The organism is Myxococcus sp. MISCRS1 (assembly GCF_026626605.1).
Lineage (GTDB): Bacteria > Myxococcota > Myxococcia > Myxococcales > Myxococcaceae > Myxococcus > Myxococcus fulvus.
Genome location: NZ_JAPNKB010000001.1, coordinates 1 through 15,644, shown reverse-complemented (window position 1 = coordinate 15,644; position 15,644 = coordinate 1). Strand labels below are relative to the sequence as shown.

The following is a 15,644-nucleotide window of genomic DNA, read 5'->3' as shown; positions in this document are numbered from 1 at the left end:
GGTGGTCAAAGCCTGTCGGCGCATGACGCACCCCGGTCATGAGGCCCAGCCGACAGTCGAGGTGATGGCGCGCTGGAACTTCTCTAAGACTCCCGCAGAACGTCACCGGGGACCGCGACGGGCCGTCTCAGGCCTCGTGGCGATCCCCGGTGGGTGGAGCGGGCGGCCGTGCAGGCCGTGGTCCTTGACGCGCCGGGCAAATCCCGGCGCGGGTGCGTCAGAGCGGCTGCTCCCCGTGGGTGTGGATGGGCTCGGGGATGCCCATGCCGCGCGGCCGGTAGCCGAAGCGGGTCCGGATGACCGCGCCCAGGGCGATGAGCACCACCAGGCAGGAGACGATGGCGCCGAAGACGGGGATGGCGCCCACCACCAGCAACACCAGCAACCCCAGCGCGAGCACCACCGCCTGCGTCTTGCGTCCGCGCATCACCGGCAGCCGCGTGCCCAGCTCGCTCGCCACCGCCGCGAAGCCCAGGGCCGCCGCCAGGGGCGCCGCCATCCACAGCACCAGCGCCGCGGGGATGCCGATGATGGTGATGGCCAGCACCACCGTGAGCGGAATCATCGCCACCACCCCGAGCAGGCCCGTCAGGCCGCTCTGCACCGGCCGCGCGCGGATCTCATCCCCCAGCTGCTTCATCCGCGAGGGGAAGAACATCTGGCCCAGGAAGCCCAGCCCGAAGAGCACCGCGAACGTGAGGATGAACCCGGCGAGCCCACCCCCGTCGTCGTCGTCGCGGTTGCGCCGCCGCTCCTCGCCCTCGTCGCTGGACTCCTGGAGGCCCTTGTTGAGCTCCTTCGCGACGACGCGGCCGATGTTGGCCCCGCCGAAGGTGTTGATGCTGCCCTCCACGTTCGCGCCGTCCTCGCGGTCCACGTTGCCGCCGAAGGAGGACACGTCGCCCTCCACGGAGGCGCCGGGCTTGAGGACCACGTTGCCGCCGAAGGCGTGCGCGTCACCCTCCACGTGGCCGTGGACGATGAGGTTGCCGCCGAAGGCCACCGCGTCCTTCTCCACGTTGCCCTTCACCACCAGGTTGCCGCCGTACACCACGGCGCTCTCCACCGTCTGTCCCTCCTTCACCTCCAGGGACTGACCGCGCGCCACCACGTTGCGGGCCCCCGAGCGGCGCGAGCGCTTGAGCTCGTCGCGGGTGCGGTGCATCTGCTCGCGGATCTGCTCGCGCACCTCGCGCATCGTCTCCGCGTCCGTGGCGGACTCCTCTTCGTGCTCGGAGCCCTCGGAGGCGACCGCGGGCGCCGCCGGAGCGGGTGGCGCGGGCGGGGCCACGGGCGCGGGGACCGCCTGGGGCGCGGGCGCCGGCTCGGCGAGCCCCTGGGCCGCGGCCTCCTTCTCCGAGGGCGTCATGGGGCGCAGGGTGATGATGGAGCCGTCCTGCTCCATGCGCAGCGAGTAGGCGCGGGACACGGTGCGCAGGGCCTGGTCGGCGGAGATGCCGCGCAGGTGGACCTCGGCGGGGACGTCCAGGTCGCCGGTGACGACCAGGTTGAGCCCGCCCTTGTCGGCGATGGTCTTCAGCGCGTCGCGCAGGCTGCCGCGGAAGGAGACGTCGATGCTCTTCGCGGCGGGCGCGGACTCGGCGGCGCGGGCGGCGGGGGCGGACTCGGCGAGCGCGAGGGGGGCGCCCAGGAGCAACGCGGGGATGAGGAATCGGGAGGAGATCTTCATGGGGCGCTCAGGCTTCGGAGGGGGTGGGGGCGCTGCCCGCGAGCCGCTTGAGACCGGCCAGCGACGTCAGGAGGAGGAACGCGAGGAATGCGGCCACGGCCAGGCCCTCGGTCGACCACAACGCACGGGCGCCGCTCAGCACGCCCTCGGCCAGGAAGCGCCCCTCCACGAGGAAGGACGCCACGCCCGTGCCCAGCCGGCCGAGCGCCTGGTCGTTCATCACCAGGTAGCCCAGCCCACCGAGCAACGAGGTCAGCAGGATGGCGAGCCCGGACCAGACCTCGCGACGCTGAGGTACGGGCTCCGCCGCCACGCGTGCCATGACGCTGGCGACCAGGGTCGGCGGCGGGAGGGGATCCGCCAGCCGGTACAGGTCGTTCTCCATCAGCCGGTGCTCTTCGAGGACCCCCGCGCAGGCGTCACACTCGGCGGCGTGGTCCAGCGCGGGGCCTTCACCTTCCTCCAGCTCGGCGAAGAGGACCTCGAGGTCGGGGCAGGGGTGCGCGCTCATCGGGGGGCCTCCTCCGTGCTCATCTTCTTGCGAAGCTTCTCTCGGGCCCTGAAGAGCCGGGCCATGATGGTGCCAGGGGCGCACCCGAGGATCTGGGCGATCTCCTTCGTCGTGCGCTTCTGGACGTAGTAGAGCGCGAGGACTTCACGATCATCGACGGAGAGCGTGGCCATGGCCTCCTCCAGCGACTGGCGCTCCTCGCGGGCGATGGCGCCCTCCTCCTGGGAGGCCTCGTTGCTGGGGAGCACCTCCTTCATGGGCTCCAGCTCCTCGGTGCGCACCTTGGTGCGGCGGCGGAGCAGGTCCAGGCAGAGGTTGCGGGTGATGGCCAGCACCCAGAGGTCGAACGGGCGCGAGTCGTCGTACCGGTGCAGGTTCTGGTACGCGCGCAGGAGCGCCTCCTGGGACACCTCCGCGGCCTCGGCCTCGCTCTGCAGCAGCCGGAGCGCCAGGCCGTAGACCTGGCGCTGGACGCTGCGCACCAGGGACTCGAAGGCGGACGGATCTCCACGGCGGGCCGCCTGCACGTCGGCCTTCCAGGGGAGGGGGACGGCGTCGTCAGCCATCAGCATCCCGATGGCGTGGGCGAGGGTCCCGGGAGCGTCGTCGAGGGCAAGAGCGTTCACACCTGGGTCTACGGTGTGCGCGCTCCCCCATTGCGTCCAGGTGTTTCATCGCCGTTGCAGACTTATTTCTTCCGTGATTTCGAGCGCTTGGCTTCGGTCTCCGCCCGGGCGACCTCGCGGGCGGCCTTGCGCTGGCGCTGTTTTTCACGGAAGCCGAGCGGGGCGGCGGGCTCCTGCCTGGGCTTGGGCTCCGCCTGCTGGGCGAGCGAGCGGCCCCGGGTGGGCGTCTCGGAGACCTCGGCCGTGCTCTTGCGTCCGGGACGGGCGGGGGCCTCGACCTCGGAGGTGGTGCGCCGACCGGGCCGGCTGGGGGCCTCGCCGCGCGCGGGCGCACGGCGGTCCGAGGCGCGCGGACGCTCCTCGTCGAAGGTGGTCTCGGCGCGGCGGCCGGCGGCGCCACGGGCGGCGGGGGCCCGGCGGCCGGTGCCCCGCTCCTCACGGACGGGAGGGCCGCGGCGGCTGGAGGGGGCACCCTCGGCCTGCTCCTGCTCGACGAGGTGCGCGCGCTGGGAGGCGCGGATCTCCTCCGCGGTGTCCTCGGCGTACTCGAAGTGGAACAGGCGCTTGACGACGAGCGTGGCGTACGCGCCCGGCGGCAGGGTGAAGGCGACGTTGACCTTGATGTTGCCCCGGTTGAGCTCGTCGGGCTGCGTGCGACCGATGACCAGCTTGTGCGGGAAGGAGAGGACCGGGCGCTCCTCGTGCTTGAAGAAGAGCATGCGCTCGGCCCCGGGGATGACCAGGTCCGACAGCTTGAGCTTCTCGCGGCCGAGCACCCAGCGCACGGCGTCCTCGATCTTCGGATCCGTGAAGGTGCTGTTGGGCGCGAGCAGGGGGAAGGTGGCGTCGCGCAGCACGCGCAGCGTCTGCGGATCCGCGTCCTTGTGGAACAGGAGCGAGCCGGCCTGGTAGCGCATGGGGAACAGCGACTCACGCGGCAACAGCAGTTGCAGGTAGCGCCGCACGCCCTCGTTCCAGAGGTAGCTCTGGTAGGTGAACAGCTGCATCGCGCGGTAGTCCGCGTCGATCTGCAGGAAGGCGCGGGTGAAGTTCTTGGGCTCCTCGCGCAGCGAGCGCAGGACGCGGTGGTACTTCTTGGTGCCCTCGAAGGGGACGCGCGCGTCCCAGTGGCCCCAGTTGTCGCGCCAGAAGGCCTTCACCTTGGCGTCCTCGGAGCGGTCCAGCTCCGACGGCTTGGCCAGGTAGTTGTGGAGCGCCGCCTCGAAGTCGCCCCGGATGAGGTCCTTGGCGATGAAGCCCTGCCCGTGCTTGAGCGAGCCGAAGCGCTGGCTGTCGAAGTAGTTGATGACGCCCAGGCGGTTCACCTCGGCGGCCGCCACGTTGAGGGGGCCCAGGGACGACTCCTCCAGGGCCCTCACCGTCACGGAGAAGCGGTTGGACGTGATGTTCGCCGAGGACAGGGCCTTGTTCGTCCGGCCCAGGTACTTCAGGCGGAGGTCCGGCTCCTGCATGTCCACGTCGGCGCCGTCCACGGCGATGAGCTGCTCGGTGCGGCCCTGCTTGTCCTTCAGGCCGCAATAGCTGATGGAGCCCGGCTTGAGACCGAACGCGTCCCGCAGGCGTGCCACGGCGTCGAACGTGGACAGCTTCTGCTTGTCCATCAGGTAGACGCGGAAACGCCCGGAGGCGACTTCATCGAAGCGGTAGGATTCCTTGACGCTGAAGTCTTCGGGCTTCTGTTTGATTCGCACGGGCCCCCCTTACCAGTGTGGGCCCTGGGAGAGAAGCGGGGCGGAGGATGGGGGACCAGGGGGAGGGGGTGGACGGAGCTGACGCGCCGTCCCAGGAGCGGGACCCTGACCGGCCGTGCAGCCCTCCGGAGGGGGCCCTGGTCGGCCAGCGCCACCAGACGTTCCCCGCTTCCCAGGCGGCTCTGGTAGTGTCCGGGCCGGTGAGGATTCGCGCGTGAGCCAGGTTCCCGCCCCATTCGCTCCGAAATCCGGGCAACAGCTCCGAGGCCCCCGGCTGACCGGGCGCTTCGCGGACGGCACTCTGGGGGAGTTCCCCCTGGGGCCGTTGACGTCGCTCGGCCGTCATCCGTCCAACACGCTGCGCCTGGTGGACCGCGAGGTTTCCAAGGAGCACGCGACCATCGAGAAGGTGGGCAAGGACTTCGTCCTCAAGGACCTGGGGTCCTCGAACGGGACGTTCGTCAACGGCAAGCGGGTGAAGGAGCTGCGGCTGAAGGACGGGGACGAGATTGCCCTGGGCTCCTCGCGGCTCATCTTCCACAGCGGCGAGCAGCCGGTGGTCCCCGCGCCCGCGGCGCCCGGCGTGACGGTGGTGGCGCAGTCGGTGTCCATGCCCGCGTTCCTGGCGCAGATGGACCAGGTGCCGCAGAACTTCCGTCCGGTGGACCAGATGACGGACGGCGAGGCGCTGCGCCGCGACTACGAGAAGCTGCGCATCGCCCACGAGTTCCACCGGCAGGTGAGCACGCAGGGCAGCCAGACGGGCCTGTTCGAGCAGATCCTCAAGGTGGCCTTCCAGCTGCTCGCGGCGGACCACGGCGTCATCCTGAAGGTGGCCGGGGACGGGGAGTTCATCCCGGCGGCGGTGCACCACCGCACGGGCAAGCCGGTCAACGTCATGCTGTCCGACACGGTGCTCAAGCGCGTGGTGGAGACGGGCAAGGCGGTGCTGACGGCGGACGCCATCATCGACGAGCGCTTCTCCGCGGCGGAGAGCATCGTGGCGCAGGGCATCCGTTCGGCCATGGCGGTGCCGCTGATGGTGAACTCCAAGATTCAAGCGGTGCTCTTCCTGGACAGCCGCCAGCAGATCAACGCCTTCTCGGAGAAGGACCTGAACATCCTCTCCGGCATCGCCTCGCAGGCGAGCATCGCGCTGGAGAACGCGGCGTTGGGCGAGCAGATCCGCGCGGAGGCGGTGACGCGCGCGGAGCTGAGCCGCTTCCTGTCCAAGGCGGTGGCGGACGCGGTGATCTCCGGTGAGACGGAGGACCTGCGGCAGAGCCGGCTGGCGGAGGTGAGTTGCCTGTTCGCGGACATCCGCGGCTTCACCACCATCTCCGAGAACGAGTCGCCGCAGGAAGTGGTGTCGATGCTCAACACCTTCTTCACGGCGATGGCGGACGTGGTGTTCCGCTACGAGGGGAACCTGGACAAGTTCATCGGCGACTGTGTGATGGCGGTGTGGGGTCCGCCGCTGTCGCATCCGGACGACGCGGCGCGGGCGGTGCGGGCGGCGCTGGAGATGCAGGAGGCGGTGGATCAGATCAACCGCAACCGCGTGGCGGCCGGCAAGGCGCCCATCGAGGTGGGCATCGGCATCAACACGGGCCAGGCGGTCGTCGGCTACATGGGCAGCGCGGAGCGGCACGAGTTCACGGCCATCGGCGACACGGTGAACACGGCCTCGCGGTTGTGTGGCATGGCCAAGAGCGGCGAGGTGCTCGCGTCGGAGTCGACGGTGCGCAGGTCCGGCGCGGGCTTCGACGTGGAGGAGCTGCCGGCGCTGCAGGTCAAGGGCAAGGAGAAGGCCGTCCCCACCTACCGCGTCCATGGCGTGGAACATACGACCGCCGCCTCCCCGCGCCGATGACGACGACCCAGGAGTGTCCCAACTGCGGGACCCAACATGACACCCGGGTCTATGTCAGCGGGCAGAAGCTGACGTGCCGTTGTGGCATCCGCTTCGAGGTGCGTCGTCAGGACGTGGGCGGTGTGAAGCCGGTGGGGGCGGGCAACTCGAACATCACGTTCGCGCCGCACCGGGCGCAGCCGTTGAACGAGCACACGCGCGACACGGTGGTCCCGGGGCTGGGGGAGGAGCGCGCGTCGCGCAGCCCCAGCTATGCGAATGGCGGAGCGCTGCGGGATGCGTCCGCGGGGTCGAGCGGAATCGACTGGAGTGAGGAGCGGGAGCCCGGCTCGTCGAGGGTCGGCGCGGCTCCGGGTGGAATCGCGAGGGCGGGTGCCTCGTGGGTGGGTGGGACGTCCGCGGCCGGCGTGACGTCGGGCTCCGAGGCGCGAGCGCGCCTGGGCGCCGCTGTGAGCGCGGGTGGTGACGCCGCGTCAGTGGGCCCGGTGGCGCGCCTGGACGCGTCTTCGGGTGTGGCCGACATGAGAGACGTGGAAGCGGCGGGGGACGCGGCGCGCGACAGTGGTGTGGAGGTGTCCTTCGGGGACACGGACGTGCCCGGCCTGCGGGTGACGGGGACCGCCATCGATTCCTCACCGGGCGGCGTCGCGCTGCCGGGCGTGAGCGTGGGCGGCGAGGCTCCGGTGGCCTCGGGGCTTGCCGGAGGCGAGGCCTCCGTCCGTGGCGGCGTGTCGCCAGGCGCGCCGTTCGGAGTGGCGGCGCCAGGGGTGGGCGCAGCGGGTGATGCGCTGGCGCGTGTCGCCGCGTCTCCGAACGCTGCGGGGGGCGATGCTCCCGGGCATGGCGGGGCATCTCCGGGTGCACCGTTCGGCGTGCCCCTGCCGGGCGTTCGCGCAGGCGAGGTGCTCGTGCAGAACGCTTCGGGCGGAGGAGACGGTCCGGGCAACGGTCGGCAGGGCGTCCCGCAGTCCTCGAACGAGTCGGGCGGCGTTGGCCCGAGTGGCGTGGCGCTGCCCTCCTCGACGCCGGGGATGGATGTGCCCGTGGACGCGACGGTGGTGCGCTCGACGCGGCCGACGGGGCGGGGCGACGCCGACTCCGACCTGGACATCCACTCGGTGGAGACGTTCGTGGCGGCGGCGCGGGTGACGCTGCCGGGCTTCGAGCTGAAGGAGCTGCTGGGCCGCGGCGGCATGGGCGAGGTGTGGCTCGCGCGCCAGACTTCGCTGGGTCGCACGGTGGCGGTGAAGCTGCTCCCGCCGAAGCTGGCGAAGGACCCGGAGTTCGTGGCGCGGTTCGAGAAGGAGGCCACGGCGCTGGCCGCCCTCAACCACCCGAACATCGTGCAGATCATCGACCGGGGCGTGGCCGGCGAGCACTACTACTTCGTGATGGAGTTCGTGGAGGGCCGCTCGCTGCGCGAGGCCATCTCTACCGGCTCGTTGACGCCGCAGCAGGGCCTGAAGCTGATGCTCCAGGCGGCGCGCGCCATCGAGTGCGCGCACGACAAGGACATCATCCACCGCGACCTCAAGCCGGAGAACATCCTGCTGGACGGGCGCGGCAACGTGAAGGTGGCGGACTTCGGTCTCGCCGGCATCCGTCAGTCCGAGGCCCGGCTGCAGCTCACCGCGACGGCGGTGGCCATGGGCACGCTCAACTACATGGCCCCCGAGCAGCGGCGCGACGCGAAGAGCGTGGACGGCCGCGCGGACCTGTTCTCGTTGGGCGTGGTCCTCTACGAGCTGCTCACCGGGGAGCTTCCCCTGGGGCGCTTCAAGCTGCCGTCCAAGCGGGTGCCGGGCCTGGACCCGCGCGTGGACCACATCATCGACCGGCTGCTGGAGACGGACCCCGAGGCGCGCTACGCGAAGGCCACGGAGCTGTGCGAGGCGCTGGAGCTGCTGGTGGCCTCGACGTCCGCGCCCAACCAGACGACCCGGCCGACGCATCCCATCGAGGGGCGTCGCAAGTCGACGAGTCAGATCACCCGCAAGCTGCGGACCGGGTGGCGACGGGTGCGTGCAGGCCTGTCGGTGGTGGGTGGACTCGCGGTGCTGGGGCTCGGCGCGCGATGGGTCAACGGGCGGATGCCCGAGAAGCCGAACCCGCCGAACACGTACGCGGAGGCCTTCTCCACGGCGACCCTGGTCGAGGCGGCGACGCCGGATGGCGAGGCGCGCTTCGAGGTGTCCTTCGACGACAAGGGCCCCGAGGAGCTCAATCTCCACAGCGGCTTGTGGAAGGTCGAAGGCGGACAGCTCCGCGCATGGCAGGGGGGGCAGGATGCCGGTGGCCGGCGACTGGTGCCTCGCGCCTATGTGGCGACGCGCTACTTCGCGGCGGACCACTTCGACGCCTCGGTGATGATGGACGTGAAGCCGCTCGGGGACGAGTACCGTCCGGACGAGCCGGACTCACAGCACTACGGCGAGCTGTCCTTCCGCATCCGGGACCTCCAGGTGTCGGCCTTCGCGATTCCGGAGGTCGGCATGCGCCTGGCGTGGCGCTACTTCGCCGAGGACGGACAGGAGATCGTCGGCAACAGCGCGCAGGACACGGACGGGCTCGTCGAGGACGAGATGCCGCTGCCCGACCGGGGGCCCTACCAGGTGCGCCTGAAGCTCAGCCGCGTGAAGGGCGGCGTGCTCGCGGAAGGGTTCCTCGGACGGCAGCGCTTCGCCCGCAAGCTGCTGCCCGGCCTGGAGAACCGCGTCGCCAAGGTGGCGGTGGGATGCCGTAACCTCGCTTGCACCTTCGATGACCTGAAGGTGAAGGGACAGCTTCGCGAGCAGCCGCTGCGCCGGGCCTCCGCGGGCCAGGAGCAGTAGTGGGTTCAGCGGCCTGAGGTGACTCGGGGGGGCGGAAGGAGCCGTCGCTACGCCTCACCCGGACAGCTTGTCCGAGAGCAGCCGAAGCATCTATCGAGCTCCGCGATTCCTCGCGAACGTGCGGGTGCGGCAACTCCATGGCCGTCTGAAGCGCACTCTCTTGCTTCCTGAGCTGTTTCTCCAGCACCTGCGCGCCGAAGCGGGCTGGGCTCACGACTTGTCGGCGCCTGTCGTGGAATCCTCACGTACTCAACACTTCCCTCGCACGACCCGGCCGGACTCCGTCCGACGGAGGGCGGTTCCCGCGGCACCTGTCAGGCGCGGGACGGGGTGAGACTCCGGGCGACCTTGCGCGAGCCTGTCCGGCGTACCACCTTCCCTCGGTATCCGGGGTCTGGCGTGGAGCGGGCCCTGTTCGTGCGGCCGGGGGACGGGATGGAATTCTGGCGCGCCGTGCTGGCGCCCATCTATGCGGCGCTCCTGGCGGGACTGGTGGTGGCCGTGCTGACCGTGGGACGGCGGGGGCCGGACTCGCGAGTCCCCCGTCTGCCGCTCGTCTGGTTCGGGTTGCTGGCCTTCGGTGGCTTCCTGCTCGTCTCCGGGCTGGGCAATGTCGCCTTCGTGGTGTGGTCGTCCGAGTCGTTCGGCAGGTCGCTGGGCATCGCGCTGCTGGTGGCGGCGGCCCTGCTCGCGGTGCGGGGCACCCGGGTCCGTTCGGGCTCGGAGCTGCTGCGCGACTCGGCGCCGAAGAGCCTGGATGACGCCGTGGCGGAGCTGCGCGCCGGGGCCTCCATGAGCTGGGGTGTCTTCCAGGGTACGCTCGATGCGCAGGAGGAGCTGACATCGCCAGGGGGCGTGGGCTGCGCGTTCTACGAAGCGGAGCTGCGCGAGGTCGCCTCGGATGGGCGCAAGGGGACGCTGCTGTCTCGTGAGCGCGCCTATTCCCCGACGCTGACGTTGCGCGGCGCGCGCATCCGGGCTCGAGTGCGCTTCTCGCCCGCGTCGTTGATGGCGCCCGTGCGGCCCCGCCGCTGCAGGACGGTCTGTCTGCCGACGCCCTCCGCGTGGCTCGAGGAGCGGCCGGTGACGCCGGAGGGCGCCTCGGTGCCCGAGGCTCGCCAGCTGACGGACGAGCCCTGGGCCTTGTCCTGGGAGCGCGTGGGGACCGCGGGCGAGACGTGCTTCGTGGTGGGGGAGCTCCGACGGGGCTCGAGCGAGGGCTCCTACGAGCTGTGCGGTCGCGGCGGCGGACCCGCCCTGGTCGTCCTGGGTCCGGAGGCGCAGGACACGCGAGGTACGCTGGCTCGCCGCGCCTGGACGCACTTCACGGCGGCCGGGGTGATGTCCGTGGCCGCCGCGCTGATGTTGTCGCGCACGCTGTGAGCTCCGCGCCCTGCCTACGTTGACGACGACGGACCCCACGCGGTGGAGAAGACGAGCTGCTCCTGGCTGCTCGCGATCCGCACGGTGAACGTGCGCTCGATGCCGCCGAGCCCGCGCGGAGTGGCCTTCGCGACCTCGGCGAGCAGTGCCCCCGCGGCGCGCAGATGGAACCCCGTGTTCCACATCCCCTCCAGCTCACCGTGCACCGCGCGCAGCTCCTCGCCGCTCCGCCGCTCGTCGATGGACCGGCGCAGGCGCACCAGGCCCGCGACGAAGCGGCGGCACTTTCCCAACGTCCCGCTGTTCGCCTGCGTCACCTCCGCGAAGGTGAACCTGCCGCCCGTGCCACTCCACGTCTTCTCGCGCAGCAGCAGGTCCGAGGCGAGCTGCTTCACCGTCGCGTCGCGCTCGATGAACCACTGGGCGATCTGCGCGGCGAGGGTGGGGGAGAGGTCTCCGGACAGGAAGCTGCCCTTGTCCAGGACCTCGTTGAGGTACGACTCCCAGATGGGCGCGTAGACCAGCTTGCGGAACTCCGGGGACACCCGCGCCGTCTGCTCGCTCCACGGCATGGCCCGGGCGAGCGCGCGGGAGAAGAGCTTGACGTCGAAGCCCTGCAGTCGCGGCAGGAACTCGCGCAGCATGTCGTCCGACACCTTGATCTCCAGCTGCGTCTCCACGTCCGACCTGCCCACGTGCGCGTCGAGCCTCGTCAGCACCGTGGCGGCGTCGTTCGCGTCCAGCACGCCCCACACGACGGCGTCGTCCACCGCCTCGCGCAGCTCCTGCTTCGACAGCTTCTTCTTCTGGCCCCACAGCAGCATGTGCAGGCCCAGGCGGAAGTCCGGCGCCGTCGGCGCCAGCGTGAACGCCTCCATGTCCGCGCGGAAGTCCACCACCCACCGGCCACGGTGCCCCAGGAACGAGTCCTCGTACGCGCGCTGTCCCAGGAACGCCTGCCGCCGCGCGCCCTGGAAGTTCTCCTGGTTCACCCAGGTCTGCTTGCGCGTGGAGCGCGACTTGAGCACCTCGAAGCTCCCCAGTCCGAGCGTGAAGCCCACCGTCGACTGGAGCGTGGCGGAGGACGTGTTCAGGTAGTTGCGCAGCGTGTAGCTCCCCGCGTTCGCGGGCTCACGCAGCCACGCGAGCAGGTCCACCAGGCTGCCGCGCAGCAGCGAGCCGTGGAAGCGCAGCGCGGTGGCCTCGTCCAGCTCCACCTCCAGCAGCGTGGAGGACTCGGACACGCGCAGGTACTCGTACTGGAAGGACGCCGCCACGCGCGCCTTCACCAACGTGTCGAGCGCGCTCGACACCTTCTGCTTGAGCTGCGCCCACTCCTGCTTCAGGTGGTCGAGGACGACCAGCTGCGGGTCCAGCCCCAGCCGCTCCAGGATGCCGCGAAGCTGGGCCTGCTCCTCGGCGCTGAGCACCTTGTCGAGGGCCTTGTCGACCAGCTCCTCCACCTTCGCCTCGGCCTGCCCGGTGATGGCCGTGAGCACCTCGCCGAGCCGCTTGCGCACCGCCTCCGCGTCGGCCAGCTCCACCTGGAGGTTGAGCCCCGCGCCCAGCGTGGCCTCGCGCGACTTCGCCTTGCGCACGGCCAGCTGGATGCGGCTCGCGGCGGGGCGGGAGAAGACGAGCTGGTAGTCGTCCGTGAGCGACACGCGCGCGCCCACCTTCGCGTCGAGCGCCGTCTTCAGCTCGATGAGCTCGCTGGTGCGCACGAAGGCCAGGTTCGCCAGGTTCGTGGTGAACAGGTCCGCCCAGTTCAGCTCGAGCCCCGCCTCCAGCGTCCCGCGCACCTGCCACGCCACCGCGTCACCCGGGCCCAGCTTGGTCAGGTCCGTGGACAACACCAGCAGCCGTGGATGCGACAGGTCCTCCTTCGCCGCCTCGCGCATGTTCCGCGTCAGCGGGTGCGCACGGTAGTCGCTGAGCGTGGCGAACACCTCGCTCTTGCCCTGTCCGGACACGAACGGTAGCGAGCCGGTGGACCCCGCGGACTTGATGCGCGCCGTGGCCTGGTAGCGCATCCAGCCGGTGTTTCCTCCCAGCAGCAACTGGGGCCGGGAGCCCTCGGAGGCGGGCGCGTTGGCGGCGGCGGGCTCGCCCACCACGCCGTTCTCGTCCACGTCGCCGGGCGAGTTGAAGTTGCGGACCGTGGCCTCCACGGCCCCATCGAACGACAGCGTGAAGTCCGCGAGGCTCAGCTTGGGCGGCAGGATGTTGTCCCGCGTGAGGCCCTCCTGCGCGAGCGTCACCCGGATGTCCTGGTCCTGCAGCTTCACGTCCGGAAGCTTCTCGGCCAGCGCCGGCGGAAGTTGGGCGAGCAGCGACTCGATGACCTTCATGGGCTTCCCCTCGGACGGAATGGATGGCTGCTCCAGCATGCTCCAGGTTCTACCGGGAGGCACGTGCTGTCGGTTCCAAGGGGTAATTCTGGACTGACGCGGAAGGCCGCCTGCCCACCGGGGCGCGGCGCTCACGCCTCGTCGGCGAGGCCGTACTCCTTGAGCTTGCGGGCGAGCGTGTTGCGGCCGATCTCCAGCACCTTCGCGGCGGCGGTGCGGTTGCCCTTCACTGCGTCCAGGACGCGCAGGATGTGCAGGCGCTCCACCTCGGCCAGGGACCTCAGGCCCGTCTCGGACGCGGCGGGCGTCGTGGCGCGCGCGGGCTCGGCGGGCGCGCTCCCGGGGACGCGGTCCATGTCCGGCAGGGGCAGGTGCTCCTCGAGGATCTCCCCCTCGCACAGCACCACGGCGCTCTCGATGCAGTTCTCCAGCTCGCGCACGTTGCCCGGCCAGCGGTAGCGCTTGAGCCGCTCCAGCGCGGTGGGGCTGAGGCGGGGCGTCACCAGCCGGTGGCGCCGCGCGGCGGTGGCGACGAAGTGCCGGGCCAGCCGCTCGATGTCCTCGGCGCCGCGCTCGCGCAGCGGGGGCAGCACCACCTCCACGACCTTGATGCGGTAGTAGAGGTCCTCGCGGAAGCGGCCCTCGGCCACCATGCGCGCCAGGTCCCGATGCGTGGCGGCGACGATGCGCACGTCGACCTTGATGGCCTGCGTGCCGCCCACGCGCTCGAACTCGCGGTCCTGCAGGACACGCAGCAGCTTGCCCTGCACGGGCAGGGGCAGCTCGCCAATCTCGTCGATGAACACGGTGCCGTTGTCGGCCGCCTCGAACTTGCCGGGCATCCGGTGGTCCGCGCCGGTGAAGGCGCCCTTCTCGTGGCCGAACAGCTCGTTCTCGATGAGCGTGGCGGGCAGGGCGGCGCAGTCGACCTTGATGAACGGCTTGTCGCGGCGCGGGCCGTTGACGTGCACGGCGCGCGCGAAGAGCTCCTTGCCGCTGCCGCTCTCTCCGCGCAGCAGCACGGTGGCGTCGGTGGGCGCGGCCTTGCGCACCAGCCGGTAGATGCTCTGCAGCTGCGGGGACTCGCCGATGATGCGGTTGAAGAAGTAGCCCACCGGCGCCTGGGGCTGGTCCTTGGCGCGCTGCAGCTCCTGGTAGAGGCTGGTGCTCTGCAGGGCGGAGCTCACCTGCGACGCGATGGCGTCCAGCCGCTCGGTGTCCTCATGCGTGAAGCGGTCCGCGCCCCGGCGGTTGAGCACCTGGAGCACGCCGTACAGCGCGCCGTCCACGTCGCGCAGCGGCACCGCGAGCAGGCTGGTGGTGCGGTAGCCCGTCATCCGGTCGATGTCCGCGAAGAAGCGCTGCTCGCCGCGCGGGTCCGGCACGTTGATGGGCTGGCCCTGCTGGGCCACGGTGCCGGCGACCCCCTGGCCCAGCTTCACGCGAATCTGGGACACCTCCGGCAGGTGCGCCGCGCGGCTGAACAGCTCGCGCCGTGCGGGGTCCAACAACCACAGCGTGCCCCGGTCCGCCTGCATTGTGGCGGCGATGCGGTCCATCAACGTCTGGAGGAAGGCGTCGAGGTCCACCTCACGGCCCACCAGCGCCCCGAAGGGGAGGAGGACCTGGGTGACATCCGGGGCGGGGGGCATGGTGGGCAGGGGCGGGAGGATGAAGGCCGAAGCGTCACCATAGCATCCGTGTGGCATCGTCCGGCCCACCTCTCAGGCCGCGCGGCCCAGCACCAGTCGTTGGCCCTCGCGCGCCGGCTCGCACACCGGGAACAGCGTCCGCGCCTGCTCGGCCATGTCCTCCAGCACCTCGTCCGAGTGCGCCGGGTCATGGTGGAACAGGCACAGCCGCCGCGCGCCCACCGTCTTCGCCACGCCCGCCGCGTCCATCATCGTCGAGTGGCCCCAGCCCTTCTTCGGGATGCCCTTCTTCCCGTCGTACTCGTCGGGCGTGTACTGCGCGTCCAGACACAGCACGTCCGCGCCCTCGAACAGCCGCGCCACCTCCGGCGACAGGTCCTCCAGCCGCAGCTCCACGTCCGTGGCGTAGATGAACGAGTGCCCGTCCGCCTCCACGCGGTACGCCAGGCACCCCTGCGGGTGCGGCACGTCGATGGGCGTCACCTTGAACGGGCCCACCTCCACCGTCCTCGCGTGCAGCGCGGACAGGAAGTCCATCTTCGAGCGCATGGTGCTCAGCGGCACCGGGAAGTGCGGCGGCTGCATCTGCGCCGCAAGCTCCGACTGGAGCGCCTGCGCGCCATTCGCGCCGGGTCCGTACATCGTCAGCCGCGACGTGGGCAGGTACGCCGGCGTGAAGAAGGGGAAGCCCTGCACGTGGTCCCAGTGCAGGTGCGAGAAGAACATCGTCACGTCGTGCGGAATCGGCTCGCGCATCATCGACTCGCCCAGCGCGCGCAGGCCCGTGCCCGCGTCGAGGATCAGCCGGTGGCCCTGGCTCGTCACCTCCACGCAGGCCGTGTTGCCGCCGATGCGTGAGCCAGAAACCGCGATGCTGCCGCGAACGCCGTGGAACCGGATATCCATGATGTGCCTCCTCAAGCTGGCGGGCCTCCTCGGGAGGACGCCCTGATGCCCCGTGCTTCAGCACGTGGGATGCCATGGCCAAGTGGCTGGAATTATTGGCCCAACGAAG

Annotated in this window: 10 protein-coding genes; 3 read left to right on the top strand and 7 right to left on the bottom strand. The window is 70.9% G+C overall.

Going from position 1 to position 15,644, the window contains the following annotated elements:
* Positions 1–217 precede the first annotated feature (217 nt).
* The 4 genes from OWM54_RS00050 to truD all read right to left on the bottom strand — a co-directional run bounded on the left by OWM54_RS00050 (position 218) and on the right by truD (position 4,539).
* Positions 218–1,690: a hypothetical protein gene (locus OWM54_RS00050; protein WP_267696256.1), complete on the bottom strand. Its 1,473-nt coding sequence runs from the start codon at positions 1,688–1,690 to the stop codon at positions 218–220.
* Between the two features lie 7 nt (positions 1,691–1,697).
* On the bottom strand, positions 1,698–2,201 hold the full coding sequence (locus OWM54_RS00045) for a hypothetical protein (RefSeq protein WP_223748704.1): 504 nt from the start codon (positions 2,199–2,201) through the stop codon (positions 1,698–1,700).
* Positions 2,198–2,767: an RNA polymerase sigma factor gene (locus OWM54_RS00040; protein ID WP_174816812.1), complete on the bottom strand. Its 570-nt coding sequence runs from the start codon at positions 2,765–2,767 to the stop codon at positions 2,198–2,200. The genes OWM54_RS00045 and OWM54_RS00040 overlap by 4 nt, the downstream gene beginning before the upstream one ends.
* Before the next feature lie 122 nt (positions 2,768–2,889).
* Positions 2,890–4,539 (bottom strand): tRNA pseudouridine(13) synthase TruD, encoded by a 1,650-nt coding sequence (gene truD, locus OWM54_RS00035; RefSeq protein ID WP_267696255.1) that lies wholly within the window; start codon positions 4,537–4,539, stop codon positions 2,890–2,892.
* 214 nt (positions 4,540–4,753) lie between these two features.
* Between truD and OWM54_RS00030 the strand changes: the two genes are divergently transcribed.
* From OWM54_RS00030 to OWM54_RS00020, 3 genes are all read left to right on the top strand, one after another.
* On the top strand, positions 4,754–6,412 hold the full coding sequence (locus OWM54_RS00030; protein ID WP_267696254.1) for an adenylate/guanylate cyclase domain-containing protein: 1,659 nt from the start codon (positions 4,754–4,756) through the stop codon (positions 6,410–6,412).
* Complete coding sequence (locus OWM54_RS43200) at positions 6,409–9,243, top strand: serine/threonine-protein kinase (RefSeq protein WP_324289035.1); 2,835 nt, start codon at positions 6,409–6,411, stop codon at positions 9,241–9,243. Before OWM54_RS00030 ends, OWM54_RS43200 begins: the two co-directional genes overlap by 4 nt.
* Before the next feature lie 435 nt (positions 9,244–9,678).
* Complete coding sequence (locus OWM54_RS00020; protein WP_267696253.1) at positions 9,679–10,626, top strand: hypothetical protein; 948 nt, start codon at positions 9,679–9,681, stop codon at positions 10,624–10,626.
* Between the two features lie 14 nt (positions 10,627–10,640).
* On the opposite strand, the gene OWM54_RS00015 is transcribed toward OWM54_RS00020, so the two are convergent.
* The 3 genes from OWM54_RS00015 to OWM54_RS00005 form a co-directional block, all read right to left on the bottom strand.
* Entirely contained in the window at positions 10,641–13,016 is a 2,376-nt protein-coding gene (locus OWM54_RS00015) for a hypothetical protein (RefSeq protein ID WP_267696252.1), read from the bottom strand.
* A gap of 92 nt (positions 13,017–13,108) precedes the next feature.
* Complete coding sequence (locus tag OWM54_RS00010) at positions 13,109–14,686, bottom strand: sigma 54-interacting transcriptional regulator (RefSeq protein WP_267696251.1); 1,578 nt, start codon at positions 14,684–14,686, stop codon at positions 13,109–13,111.
* Between the two features lie 15 nt (positions 14,687–14,701).
* Entirely contained in the window at positions 14,702–15,535 is an 834-nt protein-coding gene (locus OWM54_RS00005; RefSeq protein ID WP_267696250.1) for an MBL fold metallo-hydrolase, read from the bottom strand.
* Between the last annotated feature and the right edge of the window lie 109 nt (positions 15,536–15,644).